The organism is Hydrogenophaga sp. T2 (genome assembly GCF_049843535.1).
GTDB classification, from domain to species: Bacteria; Pseudomonadota; Gammaproteobacteria; order Burkholderiales; family Burkholderiaceae_C; genus Hydrogenophaga; species Hydrogenophaga crocea.
The window spans coordinates 145,448-159,923 of sequence record NZ_JBBHZJ010000010.1 but is presented as its reverse complement, the minus strand read 5'-3'; the positions used below and the strand labels follow the sequence as shown (position 1 = coordinate 159,923).

Below are 14,476 nucleotides of genomic sequence, written 5' to 3'. Positions count from 1 at the left end.
CGGGCTGCGTCACACCGCCGGCCGCAGCCCAGGCGCCCGCCAGCCCAGGAACTCCAGATCGGCCAGCACCAGCACCGCGACCGCGAACGCCGTGAGGTAGGCCTGGCCCAGCGGCGTCACCCCGGTGCCGCCCCAGGCCAGTGCCAGGCAGGCCAGCGCCCAGCCCAGATTGCCCAGCACCAGCAGCAGCAGCCAAGCGCGCGAGGGCGTGCGCTGGCGCGCCAACAGGCCGGCCAGCAGCGCGTAGACCGGCAGGGCCCAGCCCATGGCAGTGAGCAGGCCCTGGGCCAGGCCGAACCAGGCCGCCAGCGGGGCAGCGAGCGCCAGGTGCAGCACGGCCAGGCCCGCGCCGGCCAGGGCGTCGAAGGCCAGCACCTGGCGCAGCTGGCGGGTGGGAAGGTGGAGCGTGGCAAAGTTCATGGAGGATCTCCTGAGGGGGTTGAACAGGCGGCCCATGGTGGCCACGCCCCCGCAGCGGGTCCATGACCCCGCAGGTCATGGCGGCCGCGCACGCCCGCCCTACCATGGCCCCATGCACGCCCACCACGCCGCCCCCGCCCCCTTCGGCGAACGCCTGCGCCAGTGGCGCCAGCGCCGCCGCCTGAGCCAACTCGAACTCGCGCTGCAGGCCGAGGTGTCCACGCGCCACCTGAGCTGCGTGGAAACCGGCCGCGCCAGCCCGAGCCGCGAAATGGTGATGCGCCTGGCCGAACGCCTGCAGCTGCCGCCCCGCGAACGCAACGCCCTGCTGGTGGCCGCGGGCTATGCGCCCATGTACCGCGAGCGTGCGCTCGACGATCCGGCCATGGCGGCGGCACGCGCGGCGGTGCAGCGCATCCTCGATGCGCACGAGCCCTGGCCCGCCCTGGCCATGGACCGCCACTGGAACCTCGTGATGCACAACCGGCTCGTGCCCTTGCTGCTGCAGGGCGTGGCGCCTGCGCTGCTGCAGCCGCCCGTGAACGTGCTGCGCCTGAGCCTGCACCCGCAAGGCCTGGCGCCGCGCATCCACAACCTGCCGCAATGGCGCGAGCACTTGCTGGAGCGCCTGCGCCAGCAGATCGCCGCCACGGGCGACGGCGTGCTGGCCACACTGGCCGAAGAGCTGCGCGCCCTGCCGGCGCCGTCGCCTGCGGCCGGCGCCACACTGCCCGGCGAGCACCTGGGCGTGCTCATGCCGTTCCGCTTCGACACCCCGGTGGGTGAACTCCACCTCGTGAGCACCACCACGGTCTTCGGCACGGCCGTCGACATCACCCTGCAGGAACTGGCGCTGGAGACCTTCTTCCCCGCCGACGAGACCACGGCCGAACGGCTGAGGGCGCTGGCCAGCGCCGGCTGATCGACCCGCCGGCCCGGGGGGCCCGGAACCGTCCCCCGGAGCGGGTTACTGAGGCAGGACGCAGCCCACCCGCGCCCCGCCATGACCCATGAGCCGTTCGACACCCTGTGCCACCGCGCCAGCCTGGCGCTGAACCTGGCCGATCCCCATGCCCTGGGCCGGGGCCACACCGTCACGCTCGACGGCGTGCACATCGAACTGCACCACCGCGAGCCCAGCGCCCACTTCCTGCTGTTGGCCGAAATCGCCCTGTTCCCCGAAGCCCAGCGCGCCGCGGTGCACGAGCACCTGCTCACGCTGCAGCTCATGACCACCGACCACCCCAACCTGCGCTTCGGCTTTCACGCCAAGCGCAAGACCACCCTGCTCTGCCTCTCGGCCACGCCGCCGCAAAAGGGCATGGCGCCTGAGGATTGGCTCGCGCAGCTGGTGCGTGACACGGTGCAGCAGGTGCTGGTGTGGCGCCAGGCCTTGCGCGAGTCGGGCCGCACCGGTCTGAACCACAACACCCACCCCGATTTCCTTCAACACGCCACCCAGCGCGCCTGAGTTCTCCTGCCCCCATCCGAAACCGGCACCTTCTCGCCCCAGATCGCCATGAATCCTCTGTCCAGAACGCCCAATCGCTCCGCCCTACAAGCAGCAGACAAGCCCACCCTGCAGCGAGCGCAATCGCAGCCCGCGCTCTCGGTCACGAGGGAACCATTGACCGCGGCCAATGGCGAGCCGCAGGACCTCACGGGCCCAACCAACCTGATGAGCGAGCCCGAGCCGGGCGAAGCGGATGCGACGCTGACGGTTTTGCTCCCCTTGACCCAGACGCAGGCGGAGCCCTTCGTCCTGGAGCGGGCGGCGGAGCGCCTGGCGCCCGAGCCCCGGTCCGACTGCAATGTGGTCCAGGAAGTGCCAACGGCCCCTGCGCCGCTGCCGGACCTGATGGCCATGAAGAACGGCATCAGGGTGCAGACCGATTTGGCCCTGTTTTTCGCCGAAATGCAGGGCGTGCTGAGCAAGGCTGTGACCGACCATGGACTGCCGGCCAATACCTTCCAGGGACTCGACCAACTCTTCACCCAGGCGAGAGACACCTGCCGCAAACTCGTCGAGCGAGACAGCCGTGAACTTCTGGGGTACGCCGCCCGTCTGAATGACGACGCCGAGCAATTCGGCCGATTGGCCAGACAAGCCCAAGGAGGCACGGCACTGCCCTCGGATGGCGAACTGGCCCGTGAAATCTCGAAGATTCCGGACGCCACCCAGCGCGACCAGGTCGCAGCGGCGGCGGGCCGCGCCCAGGACATTGTCGGTGGGCGACCAACCCCCGGTCGTTCAGCCAATGCCAAGGAACTTCGCGCCCGGTTTCTTCGGGAGGAACTGCCCGGCGACGCGGCCCCGCCACCTGCCAACACCATGGGCTTTTCCAGAAAGGCAGATTCGTCTCCCTCCAACGACGTGGACTACGACCCACTTGCTGAGCTGGTCGCCGATTTGAAAGGCGATCCTCGCTATTCGGGTCAGTTCGAAGACACTGAGGAATCGGAATTTGGCGATCAAGCGACACACCCGGTCGGGCCGCTCAAGCCACAACAATCGGCTCAGGGCGATCGGTCGGAGCTGCAGCCTCCCCCCATCACACCTGCGCCTGTTACTGCGGCTCGGTCGCCTATCGAAGAGGCCCAGAAGGAACTTGCCGCGGCATTGACGGCAAAGCCATTCAACCCTTCAAGCGTGGAGGCTGCGCGAGCGAAATTGGCCGAACTGGAAAATGGGGAAACCTCGAATTCCGATCGCGCTCCTGAACCTGACCTGTTTACAACCAGGGACGAGCAGCATTTCGAAGAGCTCAAGGCAAAGCTCGATGCCGATCGGCGCGAAATTGCGAGAGAAGAAGAAAAACAAGAAGAAATGCGGCGCCAGCACATGCTCAGGGCCGGCGCCAACGCCCATAACCAAAAGAAGCCTGCCAGTGAAAAATCCCCCCCGGGAGAGCTTGGCCCTGGCATGCGCTTCACATGGGCAGCCGCCAAAGCGCTGGAGGAAGAAGAGCAGAAACTGAAAATAGCCGACGTTATGCTGGATGAGCAGACGAGAGAACTCAACCAGCGCCAGGCCGAAACCGAAAAGCTGCATGCAAACAGCATGACCAAGTTGAATGAACTTTACGGTCGGCTTCAAAAACCATTCGGCAAAAAATAACAGCAGCAATTCCAAGAACTCAAAATAAAAAAGCGCCACCCGGCCGACCGGGTGGCGCTTTGCCTTGAAGCTCGAAGGTCAGGCCGTCACGCCCTTGGCCACGTCTGCGTACTCCTCGATCTGGTCGAAGTTCATGTAGCGATACACGCTGGCGGCGTCCTTGTTGATGATGCCCATCTCGGCGTGGTACTCGGCCACGGTCGGGATGCGGCCCAGCTTGGACGCGATGGCCGCCAGTTCGGCCGAGGCCAGGAACACGTTGGTGTTCTTGCCCAGGCGGTTCGGGAAGTTGCGGGTGCTGGTGCTGACCACCGTCGCGCCTTCACGCACCTGGGCCTGGTTGCCCATGCACAGGCTGCAGCCGGGCATTTCGGTGCGCGCACCGGCCGTGCCGAAGGCGGCGTAGTGGCCTTCCTTGATCAGCTCGCTCTGGTCCATCTTGGTGGGCGGGGCCACCCACAGCTTCACCGGGATGTCGCGCTGGCCGCCGAGCAGCTTGGCCGCGGCGCGGAAGTGGCCGATGTTGGTCATGCACGAGCCGATGAAGGCTTCATCGATCTTGGTGCCGGCCACTTCGGACATGAACTTGGCGTCGTCCGGGTCGTTCGGGCAGCAGACGATGGGCTCCTTGATATCGGCCAGATCGATCTCGATCACGGCCGCGTACTCGGCGTCCTTGTCGGCTTCGAGCAGCTGCGGGTTCGCCAGCCAGGCCTCGACCTTCTCGATGCGGCGCTGCAGGGTTTTGGCGTCCTGGTAGCCGTCGGCGATCATGTTCTTCATCAGCACGATGTTGCTGGTGAGGTACTCCTTGATCGGCTCGGGGTTGAGCTTGATGGTGCAGCCCGCGGCCGAGCGCTCGGCGCTGGCGTCGGACAGCTCGAAGGCCTGTTCCACCTTGAGGTCGGGCAGGCCTTCGATCTCAAGGATGCGGCCCGAGAACACGTTCTTCTTGCCGGCCTTGGCCACGGTCAGCAGACCGGCCTTGATGGCGTACAGCGGGATCGCGTGCACCAGATCGCGCAGCGTCACGCCAGGCTGCATCTGGCCCTTGAAGCGCACCAGCACCGACTCGGGCATGTCCAGCGGCATCACGCCGGTGGCGGCGCCGAAGGCCACGAGGCCCGAGCCGGCGGGGAAGCTGATGCCGATCGGGAAGCGCGTGTGCGAGTCGCCACCGGTGCCCACGGTGTCGGGCAGCAGCAGGCGGTTGAGCCAGCTGTGGATCACACCGTCACCGGGGCGCAGGGCCACGCCACCGCGGTTGCTGATGAAGGCGGGCAGCTCGCGGTGGGTCTTCACGTCCACGGGCTTGGGATAGGCCGCGGTGTGGCAGAACGATTGCATCACGAGGTCGGCGCTGAAGCCCAGGCAGGCCAGGTCTTTCAGCTCGTCGCGCGTCATGGGGCCGGTGGTGTCCTGGCTGCCCACGGTGGTCATCTTGGGCTCGCAGTAGGTGCCGGGACGCACGCCCTGGCCCTCGGGCAGACCGACCGCGCGGCCCACCATCTTCTGCGCCAGCGTGAAGCCGGCCTTGCTCGCGGCCGGGGCCTGCGGCAGGCGGAACGCGCTGGAGGCCGGCAGGCCCAGGAACTCGCGCGCCTTGGCGGTCAGGCTGCGGCCGATGATGAGGTTGATGCGGCCGCCGGCTCGCACTTCGTCGAGCAGCACCTCGCTCTTGAGCGCGAACGTCGCCACCACGGCGCCGTTCTTGGTGATCTTGCCGTCGTAGGGCAGCACCTCGATCACGTCACCCATCTCGAGCTTGCTCACGTCCACTTCGATCGGCAGCGAGCCCGAGTCTTCCTGCGTGTTGAAGAAGATGGGCGCGATCTTGCCGCCGAGCGTGACGCCGCCGAAGCGCTTGTTGGGCACGAAAGGGATGTCCTGGCCCGTGGCCCAGATCACCGAGTTGGTGGCCGACTTGCGCGAGGAGCCGGTGCCCACCACGTCGCCCACGTAGGCCACGAGGTGGCCCTTCTTCTTGAGGTCCTCGATGAACTGCATCGGGCCGCGCTTGCCGTCTTCCTCGGGCTTGAACGCCGCGTCGGGACGCGTGTTCTTGAGCATGGCGAGGTAGTGCAGCGGGATGTCCGGGCGGCTCCAGGCGTCGGGCGCGGGCGAGAGGTCGTCGGTGTTGGTTTCGCCGGGCACCTTGAACACGGTGACGGTGATGCTCTTGGGCACTTCGGGGCGCGAGGTGAACCACTCGGCCTCGGCCCAGCTCTTCATCACTTCCTGCGCCTTGGCGTTGCCGGCCTTGGCCTTGGCCGCCACGTCGTTGAAGTAGTCGAACATCAGCAGGGTCTTCTTCAGGCCCTCGGCCGCCACGGCGGCCACGCCCGGGTCGTCGAGCAGCTCGATCAGCGGATGCACGTTGTAGCCGCCCACCATGGTGCCCAGCAGCTCGGTGGCCTTGGCCTTGTCGATCAGGCCCACCTGAATGTCACCGTGGGCCACGGCCGCCAGGAAGCTGGCTTTGACCTTGGCCGCATCGTCCACGCCGGGCGGCACGCGGTGCGTGAGCAGCTCCAGCAGGAAGGCTTCTTCGCCACCGGGCGGGGTCTTGATCAGCTCGATCAGGTCGGCCACCTGCTGCGCCGAAAGCGGCAGCGGCGGGATGCCCAGCGCGGCGCGTTCGGCGGCGTGGGCGCGGTAGTCGGCGAGGAAGTTGGACATGGGGTTTCTCCGTGGGACAAACAAATGAGGGGTCAGGTGGCGGCGAACAGGGCTTGCACCGGCGCGGGCAGGCCCCGCCCGGTGCGTTGGGCGCGTTCGAGCACCTGCCAGTAGTAGCGGTAGCTCGCGCGGTCGTGCAGGCGGCCACCCACCTGCACCGGCGCCCAGGCCGCAGCAGCGGCGCGCTCGATGACGGTGGCGGCTTCGTCCACCTCGTCGGCCGCGGGCGTGAAGGCCGCGACGATGGGGCGGATCTGGTCGGGGTGGATGCTCCACATGCGCGTGAAGCCGAGCTCGTGCGCGGCGCGGCGCGCAGCGGTCTGCAATGCGGCCAGGTTCTTGAACTCGGTGACCACGCCGTGCGCGGGCACCTTGCCGTGCGCGTGGCAGGCACTGGCGATCTCGATCTTGGCGCGCAGCACCAGCGGGTGGCTGAACTGGCCCTGCGAGCTCATGCCCGCCGAGGGTATGGCCCCGCCGTGCGCGGACACGAAATCCATCAGGCCGAAGCTCAGGCTCTGCAGGCGCGGGTGGGCCGCGATGTCGAAGGCGCGGTGCACCGCGGCGGGCGATTCGATGAGCGCGTGCAGCGCAAGCGTGGGGGCGCCAGCCGCATCGAGCAGGGCCGCGGCGCGGTCCACGTCGGCCACCGATTCGACCTTGGGCAGCATCACGTGGCACAGCCGGGCGCCCGCGCGGCCCACGATGTGGGCGATGTCGCTTTCGAAAGCCGGGTGGTCGACCGCGTGCACGCGCACCGCGACGCGCGCACCCGGTGGCGCCGACAGCGCGAGTTCGGTGACCAGCGCGGCGTGTTCGGCCTCGCCGCCCACCGGGGCGCCGTCTTCGCAATCCAGGGTGACGTCGAACACGCAGGCGCCGAACTCGTCAGCGAGTTCGGCCTGCAGCGACAGGCTCTTGCGCATGCGCGCCTCAACCCCGCTGTAATGGTCACAGACCGGCAGCGCGATGGCGCCGGCCTGGGGCCCGAGCAGGATGGTGCGAGGGTTCACGCGCGAGGGCTGGATCAGAGCAGGTGCTTGACGCCGTCCTGCTCGCCCACGAGCTCGGCCAGGGTCTTGTCGATGCACTTCTGGCTGAACTCGTCGATGGGCAGGCCTTCGACGATCTTGTACTTGCCGCCTTCGGTGGTGACCGGGAAGCCGAACATCACGTCCTTGGGGATGCCGTACTCGCCGTTGGAGGGCACGCCCATGGTGACCCACTTGCCGTTGGAGCCCAGGGCCCAGTCGCGCATGTGGTCGATGGCGGCGTTGGCGGCCGAGGCGGCCGACGACAGGCCACGCGCTTCGATGATGGCGGCGCCGCGCTTGCCCACGGTGGGCAGGAACACGGTTTCGTTCCAGACCTGGTCGTTGATCAGGTCCTTGACGCTCTTGCCGCCGATGGTGGCGAAGCGGTAGTCGGCATACATGGTGGGCGAGTGGTTGCCCCACACGGTGAGCTTCTCGATCTCGCCGACCTTGCCACCGGTCTTGGCGGCGATCTGGCTGGCGGCGCGGTTGTGGTCCAGGCGCAGCATGGCGGTGAAGTTCTCGCGCGGCAGGTTGGGCGCGCTCTTCATGGCGATGTAGGCGTTGGTGTTGGCGGGGTTGCCGACCACCAGCACCTTCACGTCGCGGCTGGCCACGGCGTTCAGGGCCTTGCCCTGGGCGGTGAAGATCTGGGCGTTGGCGGCCAGCAGGTCGGCACGCTCCATGCCGGGGCCGCGGGGACGGGCGCCCACGAGCAGCGCGTAGTCGGTGTCCTTGAAGGCGGTCATCGGGTCGGCGTGAGCTTCCATGCCGGCCAGCAGCGGGAAGGCGCAGTCTTCGAGTTCCATCATCACGCCCTTGAGCGCCTTCTGGGCCTTCTCGTCCGGGATCTCCAGCAGTTGCAGGATCACGGGCTGGTCCTTGCCGAGCATTTCGCCGGAGGCGATGCGGAACAGCAGGGCGTAGCCGATCTGGCCGGCGGCGCCGGTGACGGCGACGCGAACGGGCTTCTTGGTCATGGTGGGAGCTCCAGGGATGGGTGTTGGAATGCGGAGGGACCGGGGCCGCTGGAACGGCGCGCCACGCGGGGTATCGGTGGCGGCGATCGGGGCTTGAGTCGGGCGGGAGTGTACCCGCGTAAACCCTAGGCGGTCAATTTGTCTTATGTCTTATATAAGATATCATTGGCCTTCGCGGCACCGCGCCGCCCATACCCCCCATGGCCACATCGCCCTCTCCTTCCGACACAACCCAGCCGGGCGAAGGCAGCACCGCTGCCGAGTCGGGGGCGCCTGCGTTCAGCCCGCTGTACCAGCAGATCAAAGGCCTGATCCTGCGCAGCCTGCAGGCCGGCGAGTGGAAACCCGGCGACATGATCCCGAGCGAGTTCGACCTCGCTGCGCGCTACAAGGTCAGCCAGGGCACGGTGCGCAAGGCCATCGACGAACTCGCCACCGACAACCTCGTGGTGCGGCGCCAGGGCAAGGGCACTTTTGTGGCCACCCACGCCGAGCAGCACATCCAGTTTCGCTTCCTGCGCCTGCTGCCCGACCAGGGCACGCTCGACGAGCAGGGCCCGGCCGAGCGCCAGATCATCGACTGCCGCCGCCTGCGCGCGAGCGCCGAGGTGGCGCGCCAGCTCGGTCTGCGCACCGGCGACGGGGTGCTGCAGGTGCGCCGCGTGCTGGCCTTCGGCGGCACGCCCGCGATCCTCGAAGAGATCTGGCTGCCCGGCGGCCCCTTCAAAGGTCTCACCATCGACACCCTGGCCAGCGACAAGGGCCCCATGTACGCGCTGTTCGAATCGCAGTTCGGCGTGCGCATGGTGCGCGCGGTCGAGAAGCTCAAGGCCGTGAGCGCCGATGCCGAAGCGGCTGAACGCCTGGCCGTCGCGCCTGGCCATCCGCTGCTCAGCGTGGAGCGGCTGGCCTTCACCTACAACGACACCCCCATGGAGCTGCGCCGGGGCCTTTACCGCACCGACGCACGCCATTACCGCAATGAATTGAGCTGAGAACCCGCGTACGGCACTTCGGTACCGGCTTGTCAGGTACACGACGGCCTGCTGCGTTGCAATAGAATTTGCCCGCTCCTGGTGCGAGTTACGAACGAGTTACCAGCGAGTTGCCAAACCCCTTCCCCCGCCCGAGCGCCTTTCCCACGAAAGCCCCATCCATGCCCGAGTTGACCAACAAGCGGCCCGAGTTCCGCAACATCAACGCGTTCAAGGATCTCACCACCTACCGCCTGCCCGCCGCAGGCTGGGTGTCGATCCTGCACCGCATCAGCGGCCTGTTGATGTTCCTGTTGCTGCCACTGATCGTGTGGCTGTTCGACACCTCGGTGTCGTCCGAGATCTCCCACGACGTGTTCGTCGGCGCCTTCGAGGGCGGCATCGGCTTCGTGCCGGGCTGGTTCCTCAAGCTCGTGGTGCTTGCCCTCATCTGGGCCTACCTGCACCACTTCATCGCCGGTGTGCGCCACCTCTGGATGGACGCCACCCACGCCGTGACCAAGTCGTTCGGCAAGTCCTCGGCCGTCGTCACGCTGGTGCTGAGCATCGGCCTGACCGTCGTGCTGGGCGCCAAGCTGTTCGGCCTGTACTGATCGCCCGCGAGGTTCCATTCATGTCCGTCAACTACGGTTCCAAACGCGTCGTCACCGGCGCCCACTACGGCATGCGCGACTGGCTCGCGCAGCGCATCACGGCCGCGCTCATGGCGCTGTTCACCCTCGTGGTACTCGCCAAGGTGCTGTTCACCAGCGGCCCGCTCGGCTATGAAGGCTGGGCCGGCATCTTCGCCCCGCAATGGATGAAGGCCCTCACCTTTGCGGTGTTCGTGGCCCTGGCCTACCACGTGTGGGTCGGCGTTCGCGACATCTGGATGGACTACGTCAAGCCCGCGGGCCTGCGCGTCGTCATGCACGTGTTCACCCTGGTCTGGCTGCTGGCCTGCCTTGGCTGGGCAGTCCAAGTTCTCTGGAGAATCTGAGTCATGTCCGCCCCCACCCCTGTCAACAAGCGCCAGTTCGACGTCGTCATCGTCGGTGCCGGTGGCTCCGGCATGCGCGCCTCGCTGCAGCTCGCGCGCGCCGGCCTCAAGGTCGCCGTGCTGTCCAAGGTCTTCCCCACGCGCTCGCACACCGTGGCTGCGCAAGGCGGCATCGGTGCCTCGCTCGGCAACATGAGCGAAGACAACTGGCACTACCACTTCTACGACACCATCAAGGGCTCCGACTGGCTCGGTGACCAGGACGCCATTGAATTCATGTGCCGCGAAGCACCCAAGGTGGTGTACGAGCTCGAGCACATGGGCATGCCGTTCGACCGCAACCCCGACGGCACCATCTACCAGCGCCCCTTCGGCGGCCACACCGCCAACTACGGCGAGAAGGCCGTGCCGCGCGCCTGTGCCGCGGCCGACCGCACCGGCCACGCCATGCTGCACACGCTGTACCAGCAGAACGTGGCGGCGCGCACCACCTTCTTCGTCGAATGGATGGCGCTCGACCTCGTGCGCGATGCCGAGGGCGACGTGGTGGGCGTGACCGCGCTCGAGATGGAAACCGGCGAGGTGTACCTGCTCGAAGCCAAGACCACACTGCTGGCCACGGGCGGCGCGGGCCGCATCTTCGCGGCCTCGACCAATGCGTTCATCAACACCGGCGACGGCCTGGGCATGGCCGCGCGCGCGGGCATCCCGCTGCAGGACATGGAGTTCTGGCAGTTCCACCCCACCGGCGTGGCCGGCGCGGGCGTGCTGCTCACCGAGGGCTGCCGCGGTGAAGGCGCCTTCCTGGTCAACAGCGAAGGCGAGCGCTTCATGGAGCGTTATGCGCCCACGCTCAAAGACCTGGCGCCGCGCGACTTCGTCTCGCGCTGCATGGACCAGGAAATCAAGGAAGGCCGTGGCTGCGGTCCCAACAAGGACTACGTGCTGCTGAACTTCAGCTACCTCAGCGCCGACACCATCCACAAGCGCCTGCCTTCGGTGTACGAGATCGGCGTGAACTTCGCGAACGTCGACATCACGCGCGAGCCGATCCCGGTCGTGCCCACCATCCACTACCAGATGGGCGGCATCCCGACCAACATCAATGGCCAGGTCGTCACGCCCGACGGCAACGGCGGCCAGAAGGTGGTCAACGGCCTGTACGCGGTGGGCGAATGCTCCTGCGTGAGCGTGCACGGCGCCAACCGCCTGGGCACCAACTCGCTGCTCGACCTGCTGGTGTTCGGCCGCGCGGCCGGCAACCACATCGTGCAGTACAACGACAAGAACAAGACCCACAAGCCCGTGCCCAAGGACGGTGCCGACTACACGCTCGCCCGCCTGGCGCGCCTGGACAACGCCACCACCGGCGAATACGCGCAGGACGTGGCCAACGACATCCGCTCGGCCATGCAGCAGCACGCCGGCGTGTTCCGCACCCAGGCCGGCATGGACGAGGGCGTCCAGAAGATCAATGCCATCCGCGAGCGCGTGAAGGCGATCGGTCTCAAGGACAAGTCCAAGGTCTTCAACACCGCGCGCATCGAAGCGCTGGAAGTCGAGAACCTGATCGAGTGCGCCCAGGCCACCATGACCTCGGCCGCCGCCCGCAAGGAATGCCGCGGCGCGCACACCGTGTACGACTACGAGCGCCCCGCCGACGACGCCCAGTTCCCGCTGGGTCGCAACGACGCCGAGTGGATGAAGCACACCCTGTGGCACAGCGCCGACAACTCGCTGACCTACAAGCCGGTGAACCTCAAGCCGCTGACCGTCGAATCGGTGCCGCCCAAGGTCCGCACGTTCTGAGCACGCCTTCCGGAGACCCCCCATGCTTCGCACTTTCAAGATCTACCGCTACGACCCCGAGAAGGACGCCAAGCCCTACATGCAGACCATCCAGGTCGAGCTCGACGGGCACGAGCGCATGCTGCTCGACGCGCTGATGAAGCTCAAGGCCGTGGACCCGTCCATCTCGTTCCGCCGCTCGTGCCGCGAAGGCGTGTGCGGCTCGGACGCGATGAACATCAACGGCAAGAACGGCCTGGCCTGCCTGACCAACATGAACACGCTCAAGGGCGACATCGTGTTGAAGCCGCTGCCCGGCCTGCCGGTGGTGCGCGACCTGATCGTGGACATGACGCTGTTCTTCAAGCAGTACCACAGCATCAAGCCCTACCTCATCAACGACAGCATCGCGCCCGAGAAAGAGCGCCTGCAGTCGCCCGAAGAGCGTGAAGAGCTCAACGGCCTGTACGAGTGCATCCTGTGCGCGAGCTGCTCCACGAGCTGCCCGAGCTTCTGGTGGAACCCCGACAAGTTCGTGGGCCCCGCCGGCCTGCTGCAGGCCTACCGCTTCATCGCCGACAGCCGCGACCAGGCCACGGGCGAGCGCCTCGACAACCTCGAGGACCCGTACCGCCTGTTCCGCTGCCACACCATCATGAACTGCGTGGACGTCTGCCCCAAGGGCCTGAACCCCACCAAGGCGATCGGCAAGATCAAGGAAATGATGGTGCTGCGCTCGGTCTGACCGAGGCCATCGAAGACCCCCATGACCGGCACCGACGACGCCCTCCTCGACCCGCGCGGCCTGAGCAAGCTGCGTTGGCGGTGCCGCCGTGGACTGCTCGAGAACGACCTGTTCATCGAGCGCTTTTTTGCCCGTCACGCCGAAGGCCTGACGGTGCGCCAGGCCGATGCCCTGGGCCTGCTGATGGACCTGTCGGACAACGACCTGCTCGATCTGCTGCTCGGCCGCAAGCCCCTCTCGGGCGAACTCGCACGCGACGACGTGACGCAAGTGCTCGCACTGATGCGCGACGTCAGCCCCACCTCCAGTACCAAGGAACCTGCATGAAACTCGTCGACAACAAGGCCACCCTGACGTTCTCCAACGGCAGCCCCAGTGTCGATCTGCCGGTGTACGCCGGCAACATCGGCCCCGATGTGATCGACATCCGCAAGCTGTACGCGCAGACGGGCATGTTCACGTATGACCCGGGTTTCCTGTCCACCGCTTCGTGCCAGTCGGCCATCACCTACATCGACGGCGACAAGGGCGAGCTGCTGTACCGCGGCTACCCCATCGAGCAACTGGCCACGCACTGCGACTACCTCGACGTGTGCTACCTGCTGCTCAAGGGCGAGCTGCCCGACGAGACGCAGCGCACCGACTTCCACAAGCTCGTGACCAACCACACCATGGTCAACGAGCAGATGCAGTTCTTCCTGCGCGGCTTCCGCCGCGATGCCCACCCCATGGCCGTGCTCACGGGCCTGGTGGGCGGTCTGTCGGCCTTCTATCACGACAGCACCGACATCAACAACCCGCAGCACCGCGAGATCTCGGCGATCCGCCTGATCGCCAAGATGCCCACGCTGGTGGCCATGGCCTACAAGTACGGCGTCGGCCAGCCCTACATGTACCCGCGCAACGAGCTGTCCTACGCGGGCAACTTCCTGCGCATGATGTTCGGCGTGCCCTGCGAGGACTACAAGGTCAATCCGGTGCTCGAGCGCGCGCTCGACCGCATCTTCATCCTGCACGCCGACCACGAGCAGAACGCCTCCACCTCCACCGTGCGCCTGTGCGGCTCGTCGGGCACCAACCCCTTCGCCGCCATCGCGGCCGGTGTGGCCTGCCTCTGGGGCCCCGCGCACGGCGGCGCGAACGAAGCCTGCCTGAACATGCTCGAAGACATCCAGCGCAACGGCGGCGTGGCCAAGGTCGGCGAGTTCATGGAGAAGGTCAAGGACAAGAACTCCGGCGTCAAGCTCATGGGCTTCGGCCACCGCGTGTACAAGAACTACGACCCGCGCGCCAAGCTCATGCAGGAAACCTGCAACGAGGTGCTCGAGGAACTCGGCCTGGGCAACGACCCGCTGTTCAAGCTCGCCAAAGAGCTCGAGAAGATCGCCCTCGAAGACGACTACTTCGTGCAGCGCAAGCTCTACCCGAACGTCGACTTCTACTCGGGCATCGTGCAGCGCGCGATCGGCATCCCGGTCAACCTGTTCACCGGCATCTTCGCGCTGGCCCGCACCGTGGGCTGGATCGCGCAGCTCAACGAGATGATCAGCGACCCCGAGTACAAGATCGGCCGTCCGCGCCAGCTCTTCACCGGTTCGGTGCGCCGCGACGTGCCGGCCGCCGCCAGGAAGTGATCGGCGTCTGCGCCTGATCCGCTCACGCCCGCCCTGGCGCTTCGCCACGGCGGGCGTGGTTTTTTCGCCGCGCACGTAAAATCGCCGGCCGGCCCACGAACCGC

General features: G+C 67.0%; 14 protein-coding genes. 10 read left to right on the top strand and 4 right to left on the bottom strand.

From position 1 onward, the window contains the following. Positions 1-9: 9 nt before the first annotated feature. Positions 10-420 carry a hypothetical protein gene (locus tag WDZ95_RS20855; protein ID WP_425781336.1) on the bottom strand — a complete coding sequence of 137 codons (411 nt, stop codon included), beginning with the start codon at positions 418-420 and terminating at the stop codon, positions 10-12. Between the two features lie 112 nt (positions 421-532). Between WDZ95_RS20855 and WDZ95_RS20850 the strand changes: the two genes are divergently transcribed. The 3 genes from WDZ95_RS20850 to WDZ95_RS20840 all read left to right on the top strand — a co-directional run bounded on the left by WDZ95_RS20850 (position 533) and on the right by WDZ95_RS20840 (position 3,538). After that, entirely contained in the window at positions 533-1,342 is an 810-nt protein-coding gene (locus WDZ95_RS20850; RefSeq protein WP_425781334.1) for a helix-turn-helix domain-containing protein, read from the top strand. 81 nt (positions 1,343-1,423) lie between these two features. After that, positions 1,424-1,891 carry a hypothetical protein gene (locus WDZ95_RS20845; RefSeq protein WP_425781332.1) on the top strand — a complete coding sequence of 156 codons (468 nt, stop codon included), beginning with the start codon at positions 1,424-1,426 and terminating at the stop codon, positions 1,889-1,891. A gap of 48 nt (positions 1,892-1,939) precedes the next feature. Further along, on the top strand, positions 1,940-3,538 hold the full coding sequence (locus tag WDZ95_RS20840; RefSeq protein WP_425781330.1) for a hypothetical protein: 1,599 nt from the start codon (positions 1,940-1,942) through the stop codon (positions 3,536-3,538). A 78-nt stretch (positions 3,539-3,616) separates the two neighbouring features. Here WDZ95_RS20840 and acnB read toward each other — a convergent pair whose 3' ends face one another. From acnB to WDZ95_RS20825, 3 genes are read right to left on the bottom strand one after another with little or no spacing between them, the layout of a single operon-like run. Beyond that, the gene (gene acnB, locus WDZ95_RS20835) at positions 3,617-6,217 is read right to left on the bottom strand and encodes a bifunctional aconitate hydratase 2/2-methylisocitrate dehydratase (RefSeq protein WP_425781328.1); all 2,601 of its coding nucleotides are present in this window, start codon (positions 6,215-6,217) and stop codon (positions 3,617-3,619) included. Between the two features lie 32 nt (positions 6,218-6,249). Further along, positions 6,250-7,230 (bottom strand): HpcH/HpaI aldolase/citrate lyase family protein, encoded by a 981-nt coding sequence (locus tag WDZ95_RS20830; RefSeq protein WP_425781326.1) that lies wholly within the window; start codon positions 7,228-7,230, stop codon positions 6,250-6,252. Between the two features lie 14 nt (positions 7,231-7,244). Further along, positions 7,245-8,231 carry a malate dehydrogenase gene (locus tag WDZ95_RS20825; RefSeq protein WP_287469642.1) on the bottom strand — a complete coding sequence of 329 codons (987 nt, stop codon included), beginning with the start codon at positions 8,229-8,231 and terminating at the stop codon, positions 7,245-7,247. A gap of 200 nt (positions 8,232-8,431) precedes the next feature. Here WDZ95_RS20825 and WDZ95_RS20820 point away from each other — a divergent pair, with 200 nt between their 5' ends. From WDZ95_RS20820 to WDZ95_RS20790, 7 genes are all read left to right on the top strand, one after another. Continuing rightward, positions 8,432-9,226, top strand: a complete 795-nt coding sequence (locus WDZ95_RS20820) for a GntR family transcriptional regulator (RefSeq protein WP_425781324.1) — start codon at positions 8,432-8,434, stop codon at positions 9,224-9,226. 161 nt (positions 9,227-9,387) lie between these two features. Continuing rightward, complete coding sequence (gene sdhC, locus WDZ95_RS20815; RefSeq protein WP_425781322.1) at positions 9,388-9,819, top strand: succinate dehydrogenase, cytochrome b556 subunit; 432 nt, start codon at positions 9,388-9,390, stop codon at positions 9,817-9,819. 20 nt (positions 9,820-9,839) lie between these two features. After that, positions 9,840-10,205: a succinate dehydrogenase, hydrophobic membrane anchor protein gene (gene sdhD / locus WDZ95_RS20810; RefSeq protein WP_166223958.1), complete on the top strand. Its 366-nt coding sequence runs from the start codon at positions 9,840-9,842 to the stop codon at positions 10,203-10,205. 3 nt (positions 10,206-10,208) lie between these two features. Further along, entirely contained in the window at positions 10,209-12,014 is a 1,806-nt protein-coding gene (gene sdhA, locus WDZ95_RS20805; RefSeq protein WP_425781320.1) for a succinate dehydrogenase flavoprotein subunit, read from the top strand. Between the two features lie 22 nt (positions 12,015-12,036). Then, complete coding sequence (locus tag WDZ95_RS20800) at positions 12,037-12,738, top strand: succinate dehydrogenase iron-sulfur subunit (protein WP_251709877.1); 702 nt, start codon at positions 12,037-12,039, stop codon at positions 12,736-12,738. Between the two features lie 21 nt (positions 12,739-12,759). Next, positions 12,760-13,065, top strand: a complete 306-nt coding sequence (locus WDZ95_RS20795) for a succinate dehydrogenase assembly factor 2 (RefSeq protein WP_425781317.1) — start codon at positions 12,760-12,762, stop codon at positions 13,063-13,065. Then, positions 13,062-14,372: a citrate synthase gene (locus tag WDZ95_RS20790; protein WP_425781315.1), complete on the top strand. Its 1,311-nt coding sequence runs from the start codon at positions 13,062-13,064 to the stop codon at positions 14,370-14,372. Before WDZ95_RS20795 ends, WDZ95_RS20790 begins: the two co-directional genes overlap by 4 nt. The last annotated feature ends 104 nt before the right edge of the window (positions 14,373-14,476 follow it).

Bases quoted from the DNA above. Each gene is read 5' to 3' on its own strand.
- WDZ95_RS20825 (WP_287469642.1), bottom strand. From the start codon at position 8,231: ATGACCAAGAAGCCCGTTCGCGTCGCCGTCACCGGCGCCGCCGGCCAG.
- acnB (WP_425781328.1), bottom strand. From the start codon at position 6,217: ATGTCCAACTTCCTCGCCGACTACCGCGCCCACGCCGCCGAACGCGCC.
- WDZ95_RS20820 (WP_425781324.1), top strand. From the start codon at position 8,432: ATGGCCACATCGCCCTCTCCTTCCGACACAACCCAGCCGGGCGAAGGC.
- sdhC (WP_425781322.1), top strand. From the start codon at position 9,388: ATGCCCGAGTTGACCAACAAGCGGCCCGAGTTCCGCAACATCAACGCG.
- WDZ95_RS20790 (WP_425781315.1), top strand. From the start codon at position 13,062: ATGAAACTCGTCGACAACAAGGCCACCCTGACGTTCTCCAACGGCAGC.
- WDZ95_RS20840 (WP_425781330.1), top strand. From the start codon at position 1,940: ATGAATCCTCTGTCCAGAACGCCCAATCGCTCCGCCCTACAAGCAGCA.
- WDZ95_RS20795 (WP_425781317.1), top strand. From the start codon at position 12,760: ATGACCGGCACCGACGACGCCCTCCTCGACCCGCGCGGCCTGAGCAAG.
- WDZ95_RS20800 (WP_251709877.1), top strand. From the start codon at position 12,037: ATGCTTCGCACTTTCAAGATCTACCGCTACGACCCCGAGAAGGACGCC.
- WDZ95_RS20850 (WP_425781334.1), top strand. From the start codon at position 533: ATGCACGCCCACCACGCCGCCCCCGCCCCCTTCGGCGAACGCCTGCGC.
- sdhA (WP_425781320.1), top strand. From the start codon at position 10,209: ATGTCCGCCCCCACCCCTGTCAACAAGCGCCAGTTCGACGTCGTCATC.
- sdhD (WP_166223958.1), top strand. From the start codon at position 9,840: ATGTCCGTCAACTACGGTTCCAAACGCGTCGTCACCGGCGCCCACTAC.
- WDZ95_RS20845 (WP_425781332.1), top strand. From the start codon at position 1,424: ATGACCCATGAGCCGTTCGACACCCTGTGCCACCGCGCCAGCCTGGCG.
- WDZ95_RS20855 (WP_425781336.1), bottom strand. From the start codon at position 420: ATGAACTTTGCCACGCTCCACCTTCCCACCCGCCAGCTGCGCCAGGTG.